Origin of the sequence: Pumilibacter muris, assembly GCF_943193045.1 — a bacterium.
Taxonomy (GTDB): Bacteria; Bacillota; Clostridia; order Christensenellales; family Pumilibacteraceae; genus Pumilibacter; species Pumilibacter muris.
On sequence record NZ_CALPCN010000005.1, the window covers coordinates 137,524 to 157,588 of the forward strand.

The 20,065-nt window shown below is 48.9% G+C and carries 22 protein-coding genes and 1 tRNA gene; 3 read left to right on the forward strand and 20 right to left on the reverse strand.

Annotated elements, in window-relative coordinates; genetic code table 11:
- Positions 1-15: 15 nt before the first annotated feature.
- The 3 genes from NFR62_RS10215 (at position 16) to NFR62_RS07315 (ending at position 1,689) form a co-directional block, all read left to right on the forward strand.
- On the forward strand, positions 16-417 hold the full coding sequence (locus NFR62_RS10215; RefSeq protein ID WP_420851360.1) for a helix-turn-helix domain-containing protein: 402 nt from the start codon (positions 16-18) through the stop codon (positions 415-417).
- A 125-nt stretch (positions 418-542) separates the two neighbouring features.
- Entirely contained in the window at positions 543-1,511 is a 969-nt protein-coding gene (locus NFR62_RS07310) for an aldolase catalytic domain-containing protein (RefSeq protein ID WP_251616847.1), read from the forward strand.
- A gap of 101 nt (positions 1,512-1,612) precedes the next feature.
- Positions 1,613-1,689, forward strand: a tRNA-Arg gene (locus NFR62_RS07315).
- 70 nt (positions 1,690-1,759) lie between these two features.
- On the opposite strand, the gene NFR62_RS07320 is transcribed toward NFR62_RS07315, so the two are convergent.
- The 20 genes from NFR62_RS07320 to NFR62_RS07415 form a co-directional block, all read right to left on the reverse strand.
- Complete coding sequence (locus NFR62_RS07320) at positions 1,760-3,433, reverse strand: Na/Pi cotransporter family protein (protein ID WP_251616849.1); 1,674 nt, start codon at positions 3,431-3,433, stop codon at positions 1,760-1,762.
- A 278-nt stretch (positions 3,434-3,711) separates the two neighbouring features.
- Positions 3,712-5,175 carry a 4-alpha-glucanotransferase gene (gene malQ, locus NFR62_RS07325; protein WP_251616853.1) on the reverse strand — a complete coding sequence of 488 codons (1,464 nt, stop codon included), beginning with the start codon at positions 5,173-5,175 and terminating at the stop codon, positions 3,712-3,714.
- Between the two features lie 94 nt (positions 5,176-5,269).
- The gene (locus NFR62_RS07330) at positions 5,270-5,485 is read right to left on the reverse strand and encodes a hypothetical protein (protein WP_251616855.1); all 216 of its coding nucleotides are present in this window, start codon (positions 5,483-5,485) and stop codon (positions 5,270-5,272) included.
- A gap of 171 nt (positions 5,486-5,656) precedes the next feature.
- Positions 5,657-6,448, reverse strand: coding sequence for a ParA family protein (locus NFR62_RS07335; protein ID WP_251616859.1), 792 nt, complete (start codon positions 6,446-6,448; stop codon positions 5,657-5,659).
- Positions 6,449-6,507: 59 nt separating this feature from the next.
- Positions 6,508-7,281: a DeoR/GlpR family DNA-binding transcription regulator gene (locus tag NFR62_RS07340; protein WP_251616862.1), complete on the reverse strand. Its 774-nt coding sequence runs from the start codon at positions 7,279-7,281 to the stop codon at positions 6,508-6,510.
- A 52-nt stretch (positions 7,282-7,333) separates the two neighbouring features.
- Positions 7,334-7,882 (reverse strand): BMC domain-containing protein, encoded by a 549-nt coding sequence (locus NFR62_RS07345; RefSeq protein WP_251616864.1) that lies wholly within the window; start codon positions 7,880-7,882, stop codon positions 7,334-7,336.
- Between the two features lie 2 nt (positions 7,883-7,884).
- On the reverse strand, positions 7,885-9,207 hold the full coding sequence (locus tag NFR62_RS07350) for a 4Fe-4S dicluster domain-containing protein (protein WP_251616866.1): 1,323 nt from the start codon (positions 9,205-9,207) through the stop codon (positions 7,885-7,887).
- A 120-nt stretch (positions 9,208-9,327) separates the two neighbouring features.
- Positions 9,328-9,585 carry a EutN/CcmL family microcompartment protein gene (locus tag NFR62_RS07355; protein ID WP_251616871.1) on the reverse strand — a complete coding sequence of 86 codons (258 nt, stop codon included), beginning with the start codon at positions 9,583-9,585 and terminating at the stop codon, positions 9,328-9,330.
- Positions 9,582-10,235: a phosphate propanoyltransferase gene (gene pduL / locus NFR62_RS07360; RefSeq protein ID WP_251616874.1), complete on the reverse strand. Its 654-nt coding sequence runs from the start codon at positions 10,233-10,235 to the stop codon at positions 9,582-9,584. Before pduL ends, NFR62_RS07355 begins: the two co-directional genes overlap by 4 nt.
- Positions 10,236-10,480: 245 nt before the next feature.
- Complete coding sequence (locus NFR62_RS07365; RefSeq protein ID WP_251616877.1) at positions 10,481-10,759, reverse strand: BMC domain-containing protein; 279 nt, start codon at positions 10,757-10,759, stop codon at positions 10,481-10,483.
- A 203-nt stretch (positions 10,760-10,962) separates the two neighbouring features.
- On the reverse strand, positions 10,963-11,328 hold the full coding sequence (locus NFR62_RS07370) for a BMC domain-containing protein (protein WP_251616879.1): 366 nt from the start codon (positions 11,326-11,328) through the stop codon (positions 10,963-10,965).
- Between the two features lie 29 nt (positions 11,329-11,357).
- Complete coding sequence (locus NFR62_RS07375; protein WP_251616881.1) at positions 11,358-11,639, reverse strand: BMC domain-containing protein; 282 nt, start codon at positions 11,637-11,639, stop codon at positions 11,358-11,360.
- 208 nt (positions 11,640-11,847) lie between these two features.
- Positions 11,848-12,162 (reverse strand): BMC domain-containing protein, encoded by a 315-nt coding sequence (locus tag NFR62_RS07380; RefSeq protein WP_251616882.1) that lies wholly within the window; start codon positions 12,160-12,162, stop codon positions 11,848-11,850.
- A 10-nt stretch (positions 12,163-12,172) separates the two neighbouring features.
- Complete coding sequence (locus NFR62_RS07385) at positions 12,173-13,372, reverse strand: zinc-dependent alcohol dehydrogenase (protein WP_251616884.1); 1,200 nt, start codon at positions 13,370-13,372, stop codon at positions 12,173-12,175.
- Between the two features lie 47 nt (positions 13,373-13,419).
- A complete protein-coding gene (locus NFR62_RS07390; RefSeq protein WP_251616885.1) occupies positions 13,420-14,811 on the reverse strand; it encodes an aldehyde dehydrogenase family protein in 1,392 nt (463 codons plus the stop codon).
- Positions 14,802-15,299 carry a GlcG/HbpS family heme-binding protein gene (locus tag NFR62_RS07395; protein ID WP_251616887.1) on the reverse strand — a complete coding sequence of 166 codons (498 nt, stop codon included), beginning with the start codon at positions 15,297-15,299 and terminating at the stop codon, positions 14,802-14,804. Before NFR62_RS07395 ends, NFR62_RS07390 begins: the two co-directional genes overlap by 10 nt.
- 1 nt (position 15,300) lies before the next feature.
- Entirely contained in the window at positions 15,301-16,110 is an 810-nt protein-coding gene (locus tag NFR62_RS07400) for a class II aldolase/adducin family protein (RefSeq protein ID WP_251616889.1), read from the reverse strand.
- Between the two features lie 135 nt (positions 16,111-16,245).
- Positions 16,246-16,599 carry a BMC domain-containing protein gene (locus tag NFR62_RS07405; RefSeq protein WP_251616892.1) on the reverse strand — a complete coding sequence of 118 codons (354 nt, stop codon included), beginning with the start codon at positions 16,597-16,599 and terminating at the stop codon, positions 16,246-16,248.
- A 1-nt stretch (position 16,600) separates the two neighbouring features.
- Complete coding sequence (locus tag NFR62_RS07410; RefSeq protein ID WP_251616894.1) at positions 16,601-17,392, reverse strand: glycyl-radical enzyme activating protein; 792 nt, start codon at positions 17,390-17,392, stop codon at positions 16,601-16,603.
- Between the two features lie 65 nt (positions 17,393-17,457).
- Positions 17,458-19,980, reverse strand: a complete 2,523-nt coding sequence (locus tag NFR62_RS07415; protein ID WP_251616897.1) for a glycyl radical protein — start codon at positions 19,978-19,980, stop codon at positions 17,458-17,460.
- Positions 19,981-20,065: the final 85 nt, after the last annotated feature.

A 20,065-nucleotide genomic window follows, 5' to 3' on the forward strand; every position in this document is an offset into this window, starting at 1 on the left:
GAATTTCTATTTGAATTGTTTCAAGATTTTGAACTTACTACAAAAAAATTAGCTATTGCGTTGGATTGCGACCAAGCGGCAATACGCAGATGGCAATATGGCTATTACTTACCTACCCCGTCACTTTTAATTAAAATAGCCGACACCTTTAATATATCAACAGACTATATGTTCGGACTTTCATACGACAAAAGCCTAAATCGTAATCATTCAAACTTAAGCTTTTATCAAAGATATTGCACACTTCGTGATTCGTTAAATTTAAATGATTTTAAGGTTGCCACTCAGTGCAAAATAGCCGATAGCGCGGTTTCATCGTGGAAACGCCTAAAAAAATTTCCGGAAACAACAACACTACTTAAATTATCTGATTATCTTGGTTGCCGACTTGATTTTTTGCTTGGCATAGGTACATAAACTACATATTTTAGTATTTGCCTATAAATAATTTCTATTTTAGCGTTAAATTTGCAAGACACCGACCGCGAAGTATGATATAATAGTGGTTATAACTCTTAACCATACATTTTTCGGGAGGCAACATGGACACCGGCAATTTGCAATCGGTACGCAAAAGCATTAGAGTAATCGACGCCACGCTGCGCGACGGCGGACTTGTGAATTCATTCGAGTTTTCGGACACATTCGTTAAAGCGTTGTATCAAGCAAACTTAGCCTCAGGCGTAGACTACATGGAATTCGGCTACAAAGTGTCGGAAAAGCTTTTCGATAGAACAAAATTCGGAAAGTGGAAATTTTGCCGCGAAGACGACATACGCTCTATAGTGGGCGATAACAAAACGGACATGCGTATTTGCGTTATGTCAGACGTTGGAAGGGTGGATTTAAACTCCGAAGTTATTCCTAAAAAAGAGTCGGTTATAGACATGTACCGCATAGCCGCTTATGTGAACCAAATTCCCGCCGCCGTAGAAATGGCGGAACACTGCCACAAAATGGGTTACCGCACCTGTTGCAACATTATGGCGATTTCTCGCAACCAAGAGTCGGACTTAAAACACGCTCTCGAAGAACTCGGAAAGTCGCCCGTAGACATTATATATATTGTAGATAGCTTCGGAGCAATTTACCCCGAAGAAATTCGCAGAATATGCAACATATACCTCGAAGCGGCGGACAAATACGGAAAACAACTCGGAATACACGCGCATAACAATCAACAGCTTGCGTTTGCCAACACAATAGAAGCGTGCGCCAAAGGTATAGACTACCTCGACGCCACCGTGTGCGGCATGGGGCGCGGCGCAGGCAACTGTTTTATGGAAGCGTTGCTCGGTTTCCTCAAAAATCCAAAATACAAGTTGGAGCCTATGCTCGAATTTATTCGTGAATATATGCCCGCCATAAAAAAGACCGCAACTTGGGGTTACGACACCCCCTACCTTCTAACGGGCTTGTTTAACACTCACCCCAAAACGGCGATAGACTTTATAAAAGAAAACCGCACCGACTATGTTCAATTTTTACGCGAACTTTTAGACGTGGATTAACGCGAAAAAACAATTAAATTTATCGCAAAGCGTTTGACTTTTTTTTGCGTATGTTTTATAATATAATGGTTGTCGGCAAATATAGCGCCTAAACCGAATTTGCGCTGTTAGCTCAATTGGATAGAGCGTCGGTCTACGGAACCGAAGGTTGGGGATTCGAACTCCTCACGGCGCGCCAAACGAACGGTAATCACCGTTCGTTTTTTTTATCTGAAAAACGGATTTTAACTATTTCAAATCTGCATGAATCACGAATACGCCTTAATCGTTTTAGCCACGTTTATATAATGGTCGGCAATTCTTTCCATGTTTATAGACAGCGCCAAATACTGCGCTCCCACTTCGGGAGTGCACACGCCGTCGCTAAGTCTTTTTATATGGCTTTCTCCCATTTCCGCCGTTACGGCATCTACCCGTTCTTCAATCTCATAAGCGCGTTTTAGCATTTTACGGTCGCAGTTTTTGTATGCCGACTCCGTTTTTTCATACAACGAATTTAAAAGTTCTTTCAAGCCGTTTATTTCCGCAACCGCATCGACAGAGAACGTTTTTTCCGCCTCTTTTAGTTTGTCGGCGTATTCTATTATATTTTCCGCATAGTCGCCCACACGTTCCAAATCGGTTATGGAACGGATTGCGGTGGAAAGATATATTCTGTCTTTTTCGTTGAGTTCGCATTTTAAGAGCTTAACTATAAATTTAACAAGCTCTTTGTGATAATAGTTCAGTTGAATTTCGTTTGCTCTGAACACGTCGGTTTTTTCGTAATCCAAATTGCAAATAACATTGCAAGCAAGATTCACGTTCTCCATAGAAAGGCTTGCCATACGCATGATTTCGTTTTTTGTTTGTTGAACGGCAAGCGGCGGAGTTTTAAGCATGTATTCGTCTACAAAATGCAAGCGCGGCTCGTCGCTTTCGGCGGTCGCGTTTTTTTTGTCGGGAATAATTTTCGTAACGAGTTTCACCAAAAGATTGGTTAGCGGAAGCACGGCAAGCACGGTAACAACGTTGAAAACGGTGTGAAACATTGCGAGCTGCATTTGCGGCACATGCGGAAAGATTTTGCCCAAAACGTATTCGAAGTTTATGCCGCCCATTCTGAGAAACAGTCCCGTAAGCATAAACAGAACAACGCCGCTCACGTTAAATATCAAATGAATCAACGCCGTGCGTTTGGCGTTTTTCGTGCTCGTAAGCCCCGCTATAAGCGCCGTTATGCATGTTCCGACGTTTGAGCCCATAGTAATGTAAATACCCTGATTTAACGATATAAGCCCTGTTACAACCATTGTAATCGTCATAGACGTCATAACCGAAGAGCTTTGAACTACCGCCGTTAAAACGGTTCCTATAAGCACAAGCAAAAACGGATTTCGGAAAGCGGCGAGAAAATTTTTAACAGAATCGGAATCGGAAAAATGTTTCATCGCGCCGCTCATAACCGACAACCCTACGAACAACATTCCGAACCCCGCCAAAATGCCGCCTACCTGCCTTATTCGTTCGTTTTTGGCAAATGCGAGAGTGAAAGCCCCCACGCCCGCGAGAGCGGCGAACACTACCGACACCGAAAGCGAACTGCCGCCGGTGAGCCCGAGCGCAACGAGCTGTCCCGTTATGGTAGTGCCTATGTTCGCGCCGAATATAACCGTAGCCGCTTGCGCGAGCGTCATTATTCCCGCGTTCACAAAGCCTATTACCATAACTGTTGTGGCGCTCGAACTTTGTATTGCGACGGTTGCCGCCGTTCCCACCCCGACACCGAGCAATTTGCTTTTCGAAGTTTTGGCGAACAGTTTTTTCAGTTTACCGCTACCGAGCGATTCGAGGTTCGCGCTAAGCATAGTGCATGCTATAAGGAATACTCCCACGCCCGCAACAAGCGTGAGCACCGATGTTGCAATCGTTACGGCGTTCATTTGTTTCTCTCCTGTTTTAAATACGTATCGACAATTATATTATCCCCTAAAAAAGATAAAGAGACCCCTATCGAATACATATCCGATAAAAGTCTCGAAATTTAAGCGGCACCGAGTGCGTTTGCGCACTGTACTGACGGCGAGCGCACGTTTAATATAAACGTTTTCTACTCCCTTTTATAAGGCTATTTAATTGTCGAATTTATTATAACTTAAAACCCGACCGCGTGTCAACTACATATCGCAAAAATTTTCGGACCCCGCGCAAACTTCGCTTTTTATAGCGCGGAGCGTTCGAATTTTTTTGCGGTTTCGAGCATTTCGCCGCATAAACTTGCGCTCGGCATTTTTTTAAGTCGGTACTGCCAATTCCCTTCTTTTGTGCCCGGAATATTCATGCGCGATTCGCTTCCTTCTCTCAGCCAGTCTTGCATGGGAACAACAGCCGTTTTCACCTTAGAACCGAATAGCGCGCAAATAACGGCTTTCGATACGTCGGGGCAATTTTTAGGAAGCCTCGCTCTAACCTTTTTGCGCTCGGCGGCGCTAAGCGACGAATACCAACCGAGCGTAGTGTCGTTGTCGTGAGTGCCTGTGTAACCGAAATAGTTTTCGGAATAGTTTCCAACTGCGTGCGCGTTTTGCTTTGCGCTTCCGCCAAAACCGAATTGCACAACTTTCATTCCGGGATAGCCGCAGTCTTGCAACAGCTCTCTAAGTTCGGGCGAATCAACTCCCAAATCTTCGGCAAGAATATCCGTTTTGCCGAGAGCGTTTTCTATCGCGTCGAAAAGCGCTTTGCCCGGTCCTTGCCGCCACACTCCCTCGCGCGCTGTGGCGCTGCCTGCGGGAATGGCGTAATACGCGCAAAATCCCCTAAAATGGTCTATCCGCAAAACGTCGTAAAGTTCGAACGAACGACGAACTCTGTTCACCCAATAATCGTAGCCGCATGCGGCGAGTTCGTTCCAATTATAAAGCGGATTGCCCCAAAGTTGCCCGTCCTCCGAAAAATAGTCGGGAGGAACGCCCGCCACTTCGGTAACTTTTCCGCACGAATCAACCGTAAACCTCTTCGGATTTTCCCAAAAATCGGCGCTGTCGTAAGCCGCGTAAATGGGAGCGTCGCCTATTATTTTTATGCCGAGCGAGTTCACATAGCTTTTTAACGCTCGCCATTGCTTTTCAAACTCGAATTGCAAAAACTTTACGAACTTAATTCCGTGCCCGTGTTCTTTTTCGAATTGCAGAGTTTGCTTTGAACCGAAATCGTAACCTTTCTCCCACTCCCAATGCGGACGAAGCGAAAAATACCGTTTTAACTCCGAAAACAACGCATACGAATCAAGCCAATATGCGTTGCGTTTGCAAAATTCGTAAAATTCTTCCGTTTCCGAAAATCGGGAATACGCTTTTTCCAAAAGCGCGGTTCTTGTTTCGAATAGCTTTCCGTAGTCGGTTTTTCCGAGCGGCATTCGCGCGTTTTGCAATTCTTCTTCCGTTAAAAGACCTTCGCGGCAAAGCGCGCGCAAATCCAAAAAATACGGATTGCCCGCAAACGACGACGGCGACTGATAAGGCGAATCGCCGTAAGACGTGGGAACTGTGGGCAACACCTGCCAATAAGACTGCCCCGCGTCGTGCAAAAAATCCGCAAATTCGTATGCTTCCTTTCCCAAATCGCCTATTCCGTAAGGCGACGGCAAAGACGAAATATGTAACAACACACCGCAATCTTTCATTTTGTTATCATTCTCCCGTATTTATATAACGCAATAAGCAATTCGCGTCGGATTATGTTTGCGAGCTTATAAAACTATGCGTTGCGCAAAACTTTTAAAGCAAGTATTCGGGCAATTTGTCTCCCACCGCGTAAATTGCGTTGTTAGGGCGCTTAACTTCTTTTTTAATGCTCGCTTTTTGAGGCGCAATTTTCTTTTCGGGCGCGGGTTCCGCTTTCACCTGTTTCAAATCCGCGCTTTTCTCAACCGCATCGGGCGCCGAAGTTCCCGCTTTTGCAACTCTTCCCAAACTCTCTTTTCCTATTGCCATTTTATTATTTCCTCCTGCAATATATTCTTATTCACCGCAACGCCGCGCGCAATCGCGGCGTTAAAGCTACTAAAAACCGCCGTTTTTGAAATATGCTTGCGTGCGCATTTTTTCCCACAAGGTATATTTAAACTTTAAAATAAACGTATGCGCATATAATCCGACGTGCCGTCAGGAATTTTCGCATAAACTCACAATTTCCTGCGCCACCGCTTCGAATTCTTTGCTCGAACGCGACGACGGCTTATAAAAAACCACAGGTTTCGAGTTATCTTGCGCCCATTCGATTGCGCTGTCTTGCCGTATAACTTCCTTGAAAACGTGCACGTTGCCAAGCTCGTTGAGTTGTTCGAGCGTCTGTTTGAAATAATTTTTGCGAGTGTCAACCTTTGTAACAAGCACACCGAGCACGCTAAGCTCCGAGTTTATTCCCTTAACGCTTTCAACAAAGTCGAACATGTTGGCAAGTCCGAAAAGTCCCCACGGGCTCGCCTCCAACGGTATTATAAGGCGGTCGGCGCAAACAAGCATGTTCATAACCAAACAACCGAGCGTAGGCGGCGCGTCCAAAAGTATGTAATCGTATTTGCCGCTCTCTTTTATTTTAGAAAGCGCGCGTTTTAAAATGGTTTCGCGTTGCCATTTTGCGAACAGCTCGTATTCAACTCCCGACATTAGAGTTGACGACGGTATTAAATCTATATTTTCGTATTCCGTCTTTCTTACGCATTTATCCGAGTCGGCGTCTTTCGTTAAAAGAGTGTATGTGTTAAACTCGCTCTTCGCAAATTCAAACGCACGCTCTTCGTTAAAAAAAGAAAGAGTAAGATTCAGCTGCATGTCGCCGTCTACGCAAAGCACTCTCTTGTTAAGTTTGGAGAGCGCCGCCGCGACGCACGAGCAACCCGTACTCTTTCCGCTACCGCCTTTGTTATTCGCAAACGCAATAATTGTAGTTTTCATACACATTTCACCGATTGTTTTTTAATGCAAAGCCCTTTTTAACGCTTCGTATGCTTTAATTATACTCCGATTTTCGGATAAATGCAAGCAATATTATTATCGGTTAAACAGTTAAGCCAATCTTCCGACGGTTTTACGTCGGTTACAACGTGCGTAAGCTCGCTGAGCTTACAAATTCTTACGAGCGCCGACTTATCGAACTTAGTATGGTCGAGCGCGAGCACCTTGCGTTTTGCCGACGACAAAAGCGTTTGCTTTATGTATGCGTTCGTTTCGTTAGAATCGGTCACTCCCGCAACTTTGTCTATTCCTTTGCAAGAAAACACAGCCGTATCAACGTTATACGACGCAAAGCTTCGGTCAACCTGCGCCCCCGTGAGCGACAATGTTCCCTCTTTAAGCACGCCGCCAGTAGAAATCACGTTAAAGCCGGAAACTTCGCTAAGCTCTATTAAAGTTTCCACCGAGTTCGTTATAATAGTAAGATTATTTTTCGCTTTCAAGTAGCGCGCCGCGCTTGCCGCCGTAGAACTCGAATCGAGCATTAAATGCTCGCCGTCTTGCGTCATTGCGGCAATGAGCTTTCCTATAATCTGCTTTTCGGCAACGTTGGTATTTTTTCTTATTACGAAAGGCATATCCACAACGTTGTCTTCGTTTAAAACCGCGCCGCCGTAGGTTTTAACAACAAAACCGTCTTCGCTCAATTTTTCGAGGTCGCGGCGTATTGTTTCTTCGCTCACGCTGAAATACGCGCTGAGTTCGCTCACCACAACGCGCTTTTCTCTTTGCAGCTGTTCGAGGATTAAGTTTCTTCTCTCTATGGCAAGCATTTATTTTCTCCCTGCGGTTATTTTGATTTTGCCTTTTTTTCGGCAATAAAAACTATATTATAGAGCCGAGTAATTTTTTGTCGGGACGGGCAATTACGCTACTGTCAAGATACATGCCCTCGTTCGCCGCAGTTTGCTTGGCCCTGTCGATTGCCGCCTGCACCGCCGCAACTTCGCCCGTGAGCATAAGATAACTTTTGCCGCACATTCCGCGAGCCAAGCGCATTTCGATTAGTTCGACTTCCGCCGTTTTGGCGGCGTTGTCGGCGGCAACGAGCATACTTGCAACGTCGAACGTTTCGAGTATTCCGAGAGCGCGCAAGCTCTTAACTTCGGCGGTACCGTACATTGCGGCGAAAAGCCCTTCGTGCGGATTACCGAGAACAAAACTTCCTATGTGTTGTTCGGGATACCGGCTTTTAGCCGCGTCAACCGCCGCGCGCACCGCGCTGAGCTGACCCGTTATAACTATTATGTATTTGCCCGGACAAACCGTAGCCGCTTCCACAACGTCGACGTCAGCCGCTTTGAGCATTGCGTCCGCCGCCGTAACGCCCGCCGACACAGTTTTATATTCCGCTACCGCGATTGCTTTTGCCATACTTATTTCTCAGCCTCTATAACTATTTCATTTCCCGCAAGCTTAACAACGCCGCTTATGGGAGCATGAAGCGCAACGCTCAAACCGTTGCCCGCTTCCGCAATTTTTTGTCCTTTAACAACACTTTCGCCCGCTTTTGCAATTAAAACGCTCGGAGCGCCTATGTGCATACTCAGCGGAACCCTAACTCTGCGCGGTTTAACCGCACCGCCGAGCGGCGCCGACACGCTATACTTTTCAAGTCCGAGACGAGCCGTAAGCCGCTCTACGGGCACGCGACGCAAATCGCGGGCAATATGTACGGGAGCAAGCTCGCGCTTTTCGGGCTTTATTCCGCCTTTTCTAAGTTCTTGCTTTGCCACAGCGAGTAACACTCGCGGGCTTAATCCCTGCATACACGAATATGATTCGCACACGCCGCATCCCGAACAATACATCGCGTTCAAATATGCGTCGGTATCAGTAATATTTCTGTTAGACACGGCGCGCATAAAACGCGCGGGGTCAATCGGGTGCCCTAACAAATGGCGCGGGCACAGTTCGGTGCACATACGGCACTGACAACACGCGCTTGCCGCACGGTGCGCGTCTATAACGGGCTTACGCCGTTTAGACTGCACAACGGGGTGTTCTTCGGGTAAAACGAGAATAGCGTTTGTGGTTTTCGTTATAACGTCTTGCGAAGAAACGATTTTTCCCATCATTGCGCCGCCCGCAACAAACACAGGCTCGGCAATTTTAGCGCCGCCGCAATAAGCCACGACTTCGCCTACCGTTGTGCCGAGCGGCACGCGGACGGTTTGCGGAGAAGCGACTTCGCACACCACCGTAACAAGCTTTTCGGTTACGGGCAAATTTTCGTGTAACGCAAGATATGCGTTATATATCGTTTCAACGTTATATACTATCGCGCCCACCGATATGGGGAGCGCTCCGGGCGCAACTACTCTGCCCGTAACTTGATAAATCAAAACAATTTCGTCGCCTGCGGGATAAACTTCTCTTAAAGTTTTAATCTCCACGTTTTCGAATTGACTCACAAGCGGAGTTATGGCATCGAGAGTGCTTTTGTACGCTCTCTTTATTCCTATTACGCATCTTTTAACTCCGAGCGCCTTGCCTATTTCCGAAAAAGCGGTGAGAATTTCAACGCCCTTTTCGGCAAGAAGCCTACGGTGCAACGTGAGTAGCGGCTCGCATTCGGCGCAGTTCAAAATAAGGGTGTCGGCGCCCTCGCTCAATTTTGCGTAAGACGGAAAACCGGCGCCGCCCGCGCCCACTATGCCGCTTTCTCGAAGCTTTGTTTTGATTTCGTCTAATGTCATAATGTTATTCGCTCTGTGCGCAAGATTGCTTCGCTACGCTCGCAATGACAATAAAAAACGTTCGTTCTACTTTGTGTCTGCTTTGCTCGCAGCGTAGCGCCGACTTGCGCTCGGGGACAGCTATTCTAAGTTGCTGCCGTCGTCAATTATCCCCACAATCGCGGCGTCTACCGGCACATTGGGAACGTCTACCCTCGCCGCGCTACCTGTGGCTACAAGCACATATTCGCCTATGCCCGCGCCCACGCGGTCTACCGCAACAAGGCGGCTGTCAACCTTTAAACTCGGAATAGGCTCCACTATCATAAATTTGCTACCGGTAAGGGTTTCGCACTTGCGGGTGGAAACCACGCTTCCCACAACTTTTCCTATAATCATACCGCACCTCTGTCGTTTATGATTACCGCAAGCGTTCCGCAACCTATTTTGGCGGCGTTTGCTTCGTCGGTGTCGATGTGCATTTCAAGCGTGAAACTGTCGTCAACGCGAATTTGCACGTTATTGAATATTGTGCCGCGCTCGTTGTCAACGCTCACCGAAACAATATCGCCGTCTTTAACTCCCGCAGCCTGAGCGTCGGCGGGAGACATGTGTATATGACGCTTTGCAATAATGCAACCCTCGTTTAAATACACAACCCCTTTGGGTCCCACAATAGCGATAGGCGAACTGCCTTTAAGATTGCCCGATTCGCGGATAGGCGCTTTAATTCCGAGCTTAATCGCGTCGGTTGCCGAAACCTCAACTTGGCTCGCCTTACGCACAGGTCCCAAAACGCGCACGTTTTCTATTGCGCGCAATTTGAGCCCAACTATTGTAACGGTTTCGTTTGCGGCAAACTGTCCGCCCATAAGCTCCTTTTTCTTTGTGAGCTCGTAGCCTTTGCCGAAAAGAGTTTCCACGTCCGCCTGCGTTAAATGCACATGACGCGCGCTAACGCCGATAGGCACCGAATACCCTTTAACCGTCTTTTTTTCAAGCGCTTCTATAACGAGCTTTGCTATAAGCTCTACGTTCGACTGCTCCATTACCCTGTTCCTCTATGAGTGTTACGGATTCGAGAGTATCTTTATACCGTGCGAATCGCATAACACAAAATTAAGCTACTTGTTTAAATTATGTAACTCAATATTTCCACTGTTCTAATTTACTGTTAAATTAAAGTTTTTGTTACAGCTATTTTCGGCGGCGCGCGCCTTTTTCGGCGCGCCGCCGTTCGCGTATGCTCCCCTAACTGAAAACATACCCGTAGCCGTAATTGCCTCTCGCCCTATTATTTAAGGCTGGGCAGGATTTTTTCAACGTCGTTATGAGGACGAGGAATTACATGAGTTGCCACGAGTTCGCCGAGACTGCTCGCATTGTTTGCGCCCGCTTCAACCGCCGCTTTAACGGCTCCCACGTCGCCGCGAACCATAACGCTCACGAGTCCGCTACCGATTTTCTCGGTGCCTACAAGTACCACGTTCGCCGCTTTGAGCATCGAATCGGCAGCCTCGATTGCCGCCACCAAACCTCTGGTTTCCACCATTCCGAGTGCTTCCTGTGCCATTTTACTTTACCTCCGAAAAATAATTCTTTTTTTATTGCTGTAACCGACGGTTTGATTTTCCGCCGAATTTACACGTTGATTGTTTAACCGCCTAAGCGGCTATTTTGTTGCCGTAACCGATAGCTGCATTTTCTATCAAACTACGCTTTAACCGTTTAACCGCCTAAGCGGCTTTCTTTTGCCGCAATCCGCCTTTTTGGGGATTACTTCTTTTTATTAGTTTTTACCGGCTCGCTCGGGCGCATATCCGGCGCCATCTTAGCGGTGTCGTCGGGTGCGTTCTTTCTTTTGAGCCGCGCCGCGCTGAGTTCTACCATTTTCACCGTTTCGGGATGCGGGTTAGCAAGCACAAGCGTTGCCACAGGCGGCAACAATCCGTTTTTCTTAACCGCTTCAACCGAATCGGTAACCGCCGACACTTCGCCCGTTATAACGAGCGTAACAAGTCTGCCCCCGAGCTTTCTCTCCCAAGTAACAAGCTCCACGCCTGCGGTTTTGCACATTACGTCGAGCGCGGTAATCGCCGCCGTAGTGCCGGATATTTCGATAAATCCCAATGCGTTATACATCTGTCTTTCCTTTTCGCTCGATTTTTTAATCAGTTGCCGAATTTAGGCAAGATTAGCTCTACGTCGGAATGAGGCGAGGGAATAACGTGCGCCGACACAAGCTCGCCGAGCCTGCTTGCCGAAGCCGAACCCACGTCTACGGCAGCCTTAACGGCTCCCACGTCGCCGCGAACCATAACGGTAACGAGTCCGCTACCGATTTTTTCGGTACCGATTAGCGTAACCTCCGCCGCTTTGGTCATTGCGTCGGCAGCCTCGATTGCCGCCGTGAGCCCTCTGGTTTCCACCATTCCGAGTGCCAAATTAGCCATATCTTTATACCTCCGTTGGATTTTCGTTTTTTTACCGACGCGTAATTCTCATAAGTCCTTTAACGCAGTTCGGCATTCCAAACAACCTTTTCGAGTAAGTTGCTTGGGGTTTCGTTTTTTACCGACGCGCAACTATTATAAGCGTGTTAGCGCAGTCGGCGTCCCAAACAGTCCGTTTAGAGCGAAACGCTTGGGGTTAGGCGCATTCTCAATTTTTATCGAACGCGCACAGCTTGCACATTTTTTCGGTATCGTCTTCGGGTCTTGCTATAATGTGCTTTGTAACAACTCCCGACACGCGGTTTGCCGCCTCTTCGCCCGCAGCCACCGCCGCTTTCACGTCGGCAACGCTTCCGCGATATTTCACCGTTATAAGAAGCGGTACGGGCAACTTATCCGCGTTGGCGGGCTTATTGCGGTCGAACGGTTCAAGCGTAACGTTTGCCGCTTTGGCACCCGCGTCGCCTGCGGCGAACGCCGCAACAAGTCCGTATACTTCGAGTAATCCTAATGCTTCGCCCATTGTCTCTACCTTACTTGTTGATTACGGCTATTTTCAGCCCTTCCATGCGAATGTTCGTTTTAAACGCCTCGTCGATTTCTTCAAGCGGGAACGCGTGAGTAACAAGCTTGTTAAGCGGCAACCCTATCGCTTTCGCGCGTTTTATAAAGTCGAACGTTGTGGCGTAATCTCTGAGCGTGTACACCCACGAGCCGACAAGCGTAATTTCTTTCGCGCAAAGGTCGAAGTGCGGGTTTATTGTGGCGTCGCCGCCGTTAATAAAGAAGCCGAGCTCGCAAAGTCCGCCGCCGTTGCGAATGAATTTATATATGTTGGAGTGCGCCGCAGGACTTCCCGTGCACTGGAACGCAAAGTCGGCTTCGTAGCCGCCGAAAGCGTTTTTAACCGCTCCCGCAAGAGCTTCGATTCCCTTGTGCTCTTTAAAGTTTACGGTTGCGCCCGCGCCCATTTCTTTGGCAAACGCAAGGCGTTTTTCCTCGCCGTCTACCGCAACTATATTTTCTATTCCCAAAGTGCGAAGCACCGCTATGCAGATAAGCCCTATCGGTCCGCAACCTTGCACCACAACGCGCGAATTAAAGCGAAGTATGCCTGTCGTTTTCGCACGTTCCACCGCGTGAACGAGCACCGCGCACGGCTCTATAAGAACGCGCGAATAAAGGTCGAGGTCGGAAACGTTGAACACCGTAGAACCGCCGCGAATGAGTATGTAGTCGCTGAACCAACCGTTAAGGTGAACGTCGTCGTCGGGCAACAGGCCGTATACGTCGGCGCCGCCCACGTTCTGCTTGTTAAGGTCGAACATGGTAATTGCGGGATTGTCTTTAAAAATCATGCAAGTAACAACTTTGTCGCCGAGTTTAAGCGGTTTGCCCGCGCTATCCTGCTTAACGTTTTTGCCCATTTTCACGATTTCGCCCGTGCCCTCGTGCCCAAGCGCTACGGGAATGAGCGAGAACGGGTCTTTGCGGTATTCGTGGGCGTCTGTGCCGCAAATTCCGCAACCTTCGACTTTAACGAGAATATCGTCGTCGCCCACTTTCGGCATGGGGAATTCTTTAATCTCCATTTTTTCTATGCCGGTAAGCATGGCAACGTGCGCTTTATCGGGAATAGCTCCCGTATGCGAGGAGCTTGAGGAAGTCGCCGCGTTCGCGCCGAGCTCTCCGAGCACCTTTTTAACAATTTCTTCTATTTTGTTCTGTTCCATTTTTTTAACACCTTATATGTTATTTTAAATACCGAACTTGAATTTCTTTATCTTATGCAAAGGCTGTCGCTCATTGTGCACCGTCTGCGTTTTGTGAACGTTGACGCGCTTGTAAGCCCCTCACCCGTGCGGCTTGCTATGGTGAATGTGCAGAACCCCTCTCCGCCGAAGCCGATTGCCGCATAGCTCGGAGCGTTCTTAACCAAAATAGCGGTGTCGATTGCTTTCGCGTATGCCGTTATATTGTCTATATTCTTGCTGTGAATGTGAGCCGAATGGCGGTTGCCGTGCTCTAACCACACAGCCGTTTCAACTCCCTCTTCAAAGTCTTTAACGCGCACTATTCCGAGTATCGGCATCATGAGTTCTTCGGTTATAAGCGGGTGTTCTTTTTCTCCCTCGAAGATTATGCAACGGATATTGCTCGGAACTTCTATGCCCACCATGTGCAACAACGTTTTCGCGTCGCGTCCCACGCATTTGCGGTTCAATCCTTTGGGGGTAAGCACGCAGTCTATAAGCTTTTTCTGAACTTCGGCGCTCGCAAGGTAACAACCCTGTTCTTCAACCATATATTTCATAAGTTTGTCGCAAATACTGTTTACGGCAACAACTTCTTTCTCGGCTATGCAAGGCAGATTGTTGTCGAACGTGCAACCGTTCACTATGTCGCGCGCCGCCTTTTGAATGTCGGCGGTTTCGTCTACGAGTGCGGGAGGATTACCCGCGCCCGCGCCTATTCCGCGCTTTCCGCTACTGAGCACCGCCGTAACCACGCCGGGTCCGCCCGTTGCCGCGATAAGCGGAATATCTTTATGCTTCATCATAATAGCGCTCGATTCCATTGTGGGCTTTGCCATAGAGCAAGCCACGTTCACAGGTCCGCCCGCCTCTAACGAAGCCTCGTTTATTAAATTAACGGCAAAGTTACTGCATTTTACAGCCGCAGGGTGCGGATTGAACACAACCGTGTTGCCGCCCGCAATCATGCCTATGGAATTGCAAAGCACAGTTTCGGTGGGATTGGTGCACGGCGTTATTGCTCCGATTACGCCGAACGGTCCCATCTCCACGAGAGTAAGACCTCTGTCGCCGCTCCACGCCGTTGTGGTAATGTCTTCGGTGCCGGGCGTCTTTTCGGCAACAAGACGGTTTTTCAAAATCTTGTGCCCCACGTTGCCCATGCCCGTCTCCTCAACAGCCATTCTCGCCATAACTTCGGCGTTTTCGATTGCTTTTCTGCGAATATTTGATATGATTTTTTCGCGCTGGTCCATAGTCATTTTTTTAACTACCTGTTGCGCTTTTTTAGCCGCCGCAATCGCCTCGTTCATATCGTTGAATATGCCGCGCATCGGCGTTTCGCCCGCTTCGCTCATTCCTATGCGGGCCATAACTTCTTTAACTATGTCCGAAACCATATTTTCGTTTACCGACATAAAACGTCCTCCCAAAACTTCTTTCCGACGAGCGCAAGCTCAATATCCTGTTTCAGCGTGCCGCCCGACACACCCAAGCCGCCGACAACTTTACCGCCGTATACAAGCGGTTCTCCGCCGCCGAACACAACGATTTTGCCGCCGCTTTGGTGCTGTATTCCGTACAGCTCGCCGCCGGGCGCCGCAAGCGAAGCAAGCTCCGCCGTCGATTTTTTTAAGGCGACCGCAGTATACGCCTTTCCGAGAGCAATGTCGTAACTTGCGAGAATCGCCCCGTCCATACGCATAACGGCAACGGGATTCGCGCCCTCGTCGGTTACCGCCGCAAACGCGCTCATTCCCATAGCTTTCGCCGCCTCGAACACTCTTTTTATTACCGCTTCGGCGGCTTTGAGCGTTATTCCCAAAGAAGAGACAACGCTTTTCCGCTCCGCCAAAGCTTTTTGCACGGCGCCGCTGACTATTTTATCAACGTCGGAGGCGTTCATTTTATAAACCGAGCTCCTTGATTACCTTAGCGGTTATATTCTTAACAAGTTCTTCGCTCGCGCCCGACGCGCAACCGCCCTTGCTTGCGCACGAACCGCCGCAATTATGGCACGAGGGTTTTCCCTCTTTGTTGTTGGGGCAAAGGTTTGCGGGGTGCTTGCCCGTCATGCCGAACTGACGGCGGATTTCATAAAGGCGTTGCACCTGCGAATCGCTGAGTTCTTTCGGTCCGCCGAGCTGACGGGAAAGATACAAAAGTTGAGCGTAAAATTCAACCGACTCCATTTTGTTATACGCCGACAAAAGGCTGTCCGAGAAAGTGAGCGCGCCGTGATTTTCGAGAAGCACCGCGTCGAAATACTGAACGTATTCGCTAACCGCGTCGGGGATTTCGTTAGTGGAAGGAGTACCGTATTTTGCAATGGGCACGCAACCGAGCGCTATAACCGCTTCGGGCATAATAGGCTGAGTAAGAGGAATACCCGCTATTGCGAACGCTGTGGCATACATGGGGTGAGCGTGCACAACCGATTTAACGTCGGGGCGCTCTTTATATACGCGCATGTGCATTTTGATTTCGCTCGAAGGCTTAAAGCCCGCGTTTGCCTGCAACACTTTGCCGTCGCGGTCAACTTTGCAAATAAATTCGGGTGTCATGAAACCCTTGCTCACACCCGTAGGCGTGCAAAGAAATTCGTTGTCGCTGATTTTAACCGAAATGTTGCCGTCGTTGTTTGCAACCATGCCGCGATTGTAAATGCGCTTGCCGATGTCGCAAATTTGCTTTTTGATTTCGAATTCGTTTACCATTGTTTTGAACTCCTTGTTTTATGTGGTTTTATTTTGTTTTTTGTTGGTGTTTTTCTATATTATACAGCGAAACCTACCAAATGTCAATACTTTTTGTGTGGTTTTCCGCATAATTTATGTGGTTTTTTATGGTTTTTAGGTTTTTGTAACGTCGCAAACGGTAAAATCGGATTTGCCCCCGCAATATTCCAAAATAGCGGACAGAGCCGACTGCACCTCGCTCACCGAACCGGTCATTATAAGCGTGCCGCTGTCGTGATAATCTATGTGCGCTATTTTCACGCCCGACGCTTTAACGCCTATGTCGCCCGCTATTAAAGCAAACTCGGCGGGAGACGCGTTCACTATGCCTATCGCCCCGCTCGACGCGCTTTCAAGCCCCGCAGACTCGTAAAAAGTTTTGTCGGGATTAGCTATTATGTGCGCGAGCGTTATTTGCTTGCCGGGCACAAGCTCTTGAACTATGCGCATTTTTTCTTCTAATTCCATGCTATCCTCCGATTTGACAATGCAACTTGCAGTTACTTTGCGCCGCACTCAAAAGCTTTGCCATAAGCTCGTTGTCGGGCGGAACTATGTGAGCCATAGAATACTCGCGCCCAAGCCCCGCATACTTATCTTGCCCTAATCTGTGATACGGCAACAAGTGTATTCCTTTAACGCCGGGCAACGAATCGGCAAATCTCGCAATGCCCGCAATTTCTTCTTCGCTCGCGTTAAACGTGGGAACAACGGGAACGCGAACGGTTAATTCGGTTAAGCCGCTTTCCGCAATTTTGCGGGCGTTTTCAAGCATGAGCTCGTTCGATTTTCCCGTAAACTCGCGGTGTTTGTCGGGATTAGTATGCTTTATGTCGAGCAAATACTGGTCTATATACGGCAGAAGTTCGCGGATTGTTTCCCACTCGGCGCACCCCATACTTTCTATTGCGGTGCTTATTCCGCGCGCTTTGCTTTCCCGCAACAGAGCAAGCGCAAATTTCGGCTGGCACAAACTTTCGCCGCCCGAAAGCGTAATGCCACCGCCGCTGCGGCGGTAATAGCCTCTGTCGCGCTCCACCGTTTCGAGCACTTCCCCAACGGTAACGTCACGCCCCATTGTCTTAACTCCATCTTGCGTTTGCATTGTTTCTATTTCGTAACGCTGCGATTCGGGATTACAACACCAACGGCAACGCAAAACGCACCCTTTCAAAAACACGATTGTGCGGATTCCCCGCCCGTCGTGAATAGAATAGCGCTGAATATCGAATATTCGTCCTATTGTTTGAACGTCTGACATACAAATCCTTTTTTTGTTGCGAAGCGCTCAACGGAGCGCGTTACGTCCTTTTAGTTTAAGCGGCGTTAATTGCCCCAAGCTTGCTCCGTGCGGTTGATTATATCGTCCTGCAACGAACGGGAAAGCGTTGTGAACAGCGCGCTGTAACCCGCCACGCGAACCACAAGATGCTTGTAGTTTTCGGGATGCTTTTGCGCGTCGAGAAGAGTTTCGCGGCTCACCACGTTAAACTGCATGTGACTTCCCTTTTGGTCGAAATAGGTGCGAATCAGCGCGACGAACTTTTCAAGTCCTTCCCTGCCCGCAAGCGCCGACGGATGGAATTTTTGATTGAACAGAGTTCCGTTGCTCGCAATATAATGGTCGAGCTTACTAACCGAGTTCGCCGTAGCGGTTGGTCCTTTCGTGTCTCTTCCCGCCGAAGGACTAACGCCGTCGGCAACGGGAACGTAAGCATATCTGCCGTCGGGAGTCGCGCCCGTTTGCGCGCCGAGCGGCACGTTTGCCGACACGGGATAAAGCCCCGCTTGGAACATTCCTCCGCGCGGATTGCGGTACGTTTCGAGCGGACGGGTATACATATACGCCGCTTCTCTCGCAAACGCGTCGGCAACGTCGTCGTCGTTACCGAAGTGAGTAACGCCGTCTATAAGCGATTTGATTTCGGCATAACGTTTTTTCTCCGCGTCGGTAAGCGACGAGAGCACGCTTTTGAGAACGGCGGGAATTTCCTTTTCGGACACTTTCTTTCCCTCCGATTGCATAGCGCGCACAACGTCGGCGGTTATATCGGCGGCGCGAGCTTCGGTTATATTGCCGTAGTTATAATAAAGCGCCCGTTTCAATTCGTCCAACGTAAATTTCTTTTGTTCGTACACCAAAGTTTTAACGGCATACAACGCGTCGCCCATATTCGCCACGCCGAAGCCCTGCGGTCCCGTAAAGTTATAAACCGCGCCGCCCTCTTGCAAGCTTTTGCCGCGAGCTATGCAGTCGTCTACCAAACAGCTCTCTAAGGCAAGCGGAGCGCGCTCCATGTGGGCGTAGTCTATCGCGTTATCCGCATTCACCAAAAGTTCTATCGCGTAGTTGATTTGTTTAACGTAAGCGTCGCGGAATTTTTCGTAAGTGTCGAACTCCGAAACGTCGCCCGTATCGAGCCCCACCTGCTCGCCCTTGTCTATACCGCGCGAGAAAACGAGTTCGAGCGGACGGCACATATTGAAGAACGCGGCATCGTGCCAACCGTCCGTTTTGCCAGGACATTGCGGTTCGACGCATCCTATAATATTATAGTTTCGGGCGTCGGCCATAGTAAGTCCTCTGCTTACGAGCGACGGAATAATAACTTCGTCGTTGTAGTAGGCGGGAAGCCCTACGCCGGTGCGGGTGAGTTCGCCCGCTTTAATAAGAAGTTCGTGCGGGCTGCCGTTCCATACTCTTATGGAAAGCGACGGTTGCGGAAGCATGACGTGTTTAGACGCCACTATGCACATAACCGAAAGGTCGTTCGTAACGTCTATACCGTCGGCGTTCACCCCGCCCACAATCATATTTTGGAACAAGCTGTAACCCGCAAATCCTTCGGCGGAAGCGGCATCGCGCACTTTGTTCAAGTCGTTGAGTTTAACGAATATGCAGTCTATAAGTTCTTGCGCAAATTCGCGGGTAAGTTTGCCGCTCTTCATATCGGCGTCGTAATAGGGGTACATGTATTGGTCGAACCGACCCGGACTTATGCTGTGTCCGCTCGATTCGAGTTGCAAAAGCTGTTGGATAAACCAAAACGACTGGCAAGCTTCGGCAAAACTGCGCGCGGATTTTGCGGGAACACGCGCACACCTTTCGGCAATGGCGGCAAGTTCGGCGCGACGCGCGGGCTCGCTCTCTTTTTTCGCCATAGAAGCGGCAAGCTCGGAGTAGCGCGCGGCGTAAATTTTAACAGCCTCGCAAGCCACGATAACCGATTTCAAAAACGCCGAACGGCGGGCATAATCGGCGTCGGCGACGCTCGCCTTACCGAGTTCGGACGCGGCTCGCGCAATCACCGAATCAAGTCCGCCAGAGAGCACTTCACCGTATTTAACGGTAATATGCCCCACTCCGTTATAAAAATAATTGCCGGGCGTAAACATATTGTGTTCGAAAGCTCTTCGCGCTTCGGGTGCCATATACGAAGTGGCAAGTTCGCTTGTGGTCTTTCCTCGCCAGTATTTGTGAACCTCGCGGAGCGCGGCTTTGCTCTCTTCGCTTATTTCGAACGGGTCGGCGGCGCGAGTGGCAACCGTATCGAATTCGGACTCAAGCCACTCGAACGAAAATTCGGGAAATGTGGGGCACGAACGCGGAGCAACCGAATTTGCTCCCACTATTAGTTCTCCTCGCCTAATCACAATGGGAATGTTTTTGCAAACGTTATAGAACGCTTTCGCCTTGCGGAGAACAATAGGCTCTCCTTCGGTAGCGCGGAAAGATTCGGTATAAAGCACCGCGCGGTAATGCTCGATTTGCGGCATCTTTTCGAACAAATCGGAAACAAGAGCGCTTATTCGCGGCGTTTTGGCGCATTCGGCAATTTCGAATTTCATTTTATTTAAACCCCTTCTTACACTATTTACATAGTTATTCTACCACACAAAACCACACTTGTCAACCGTAAAAACAAAGAAAAAT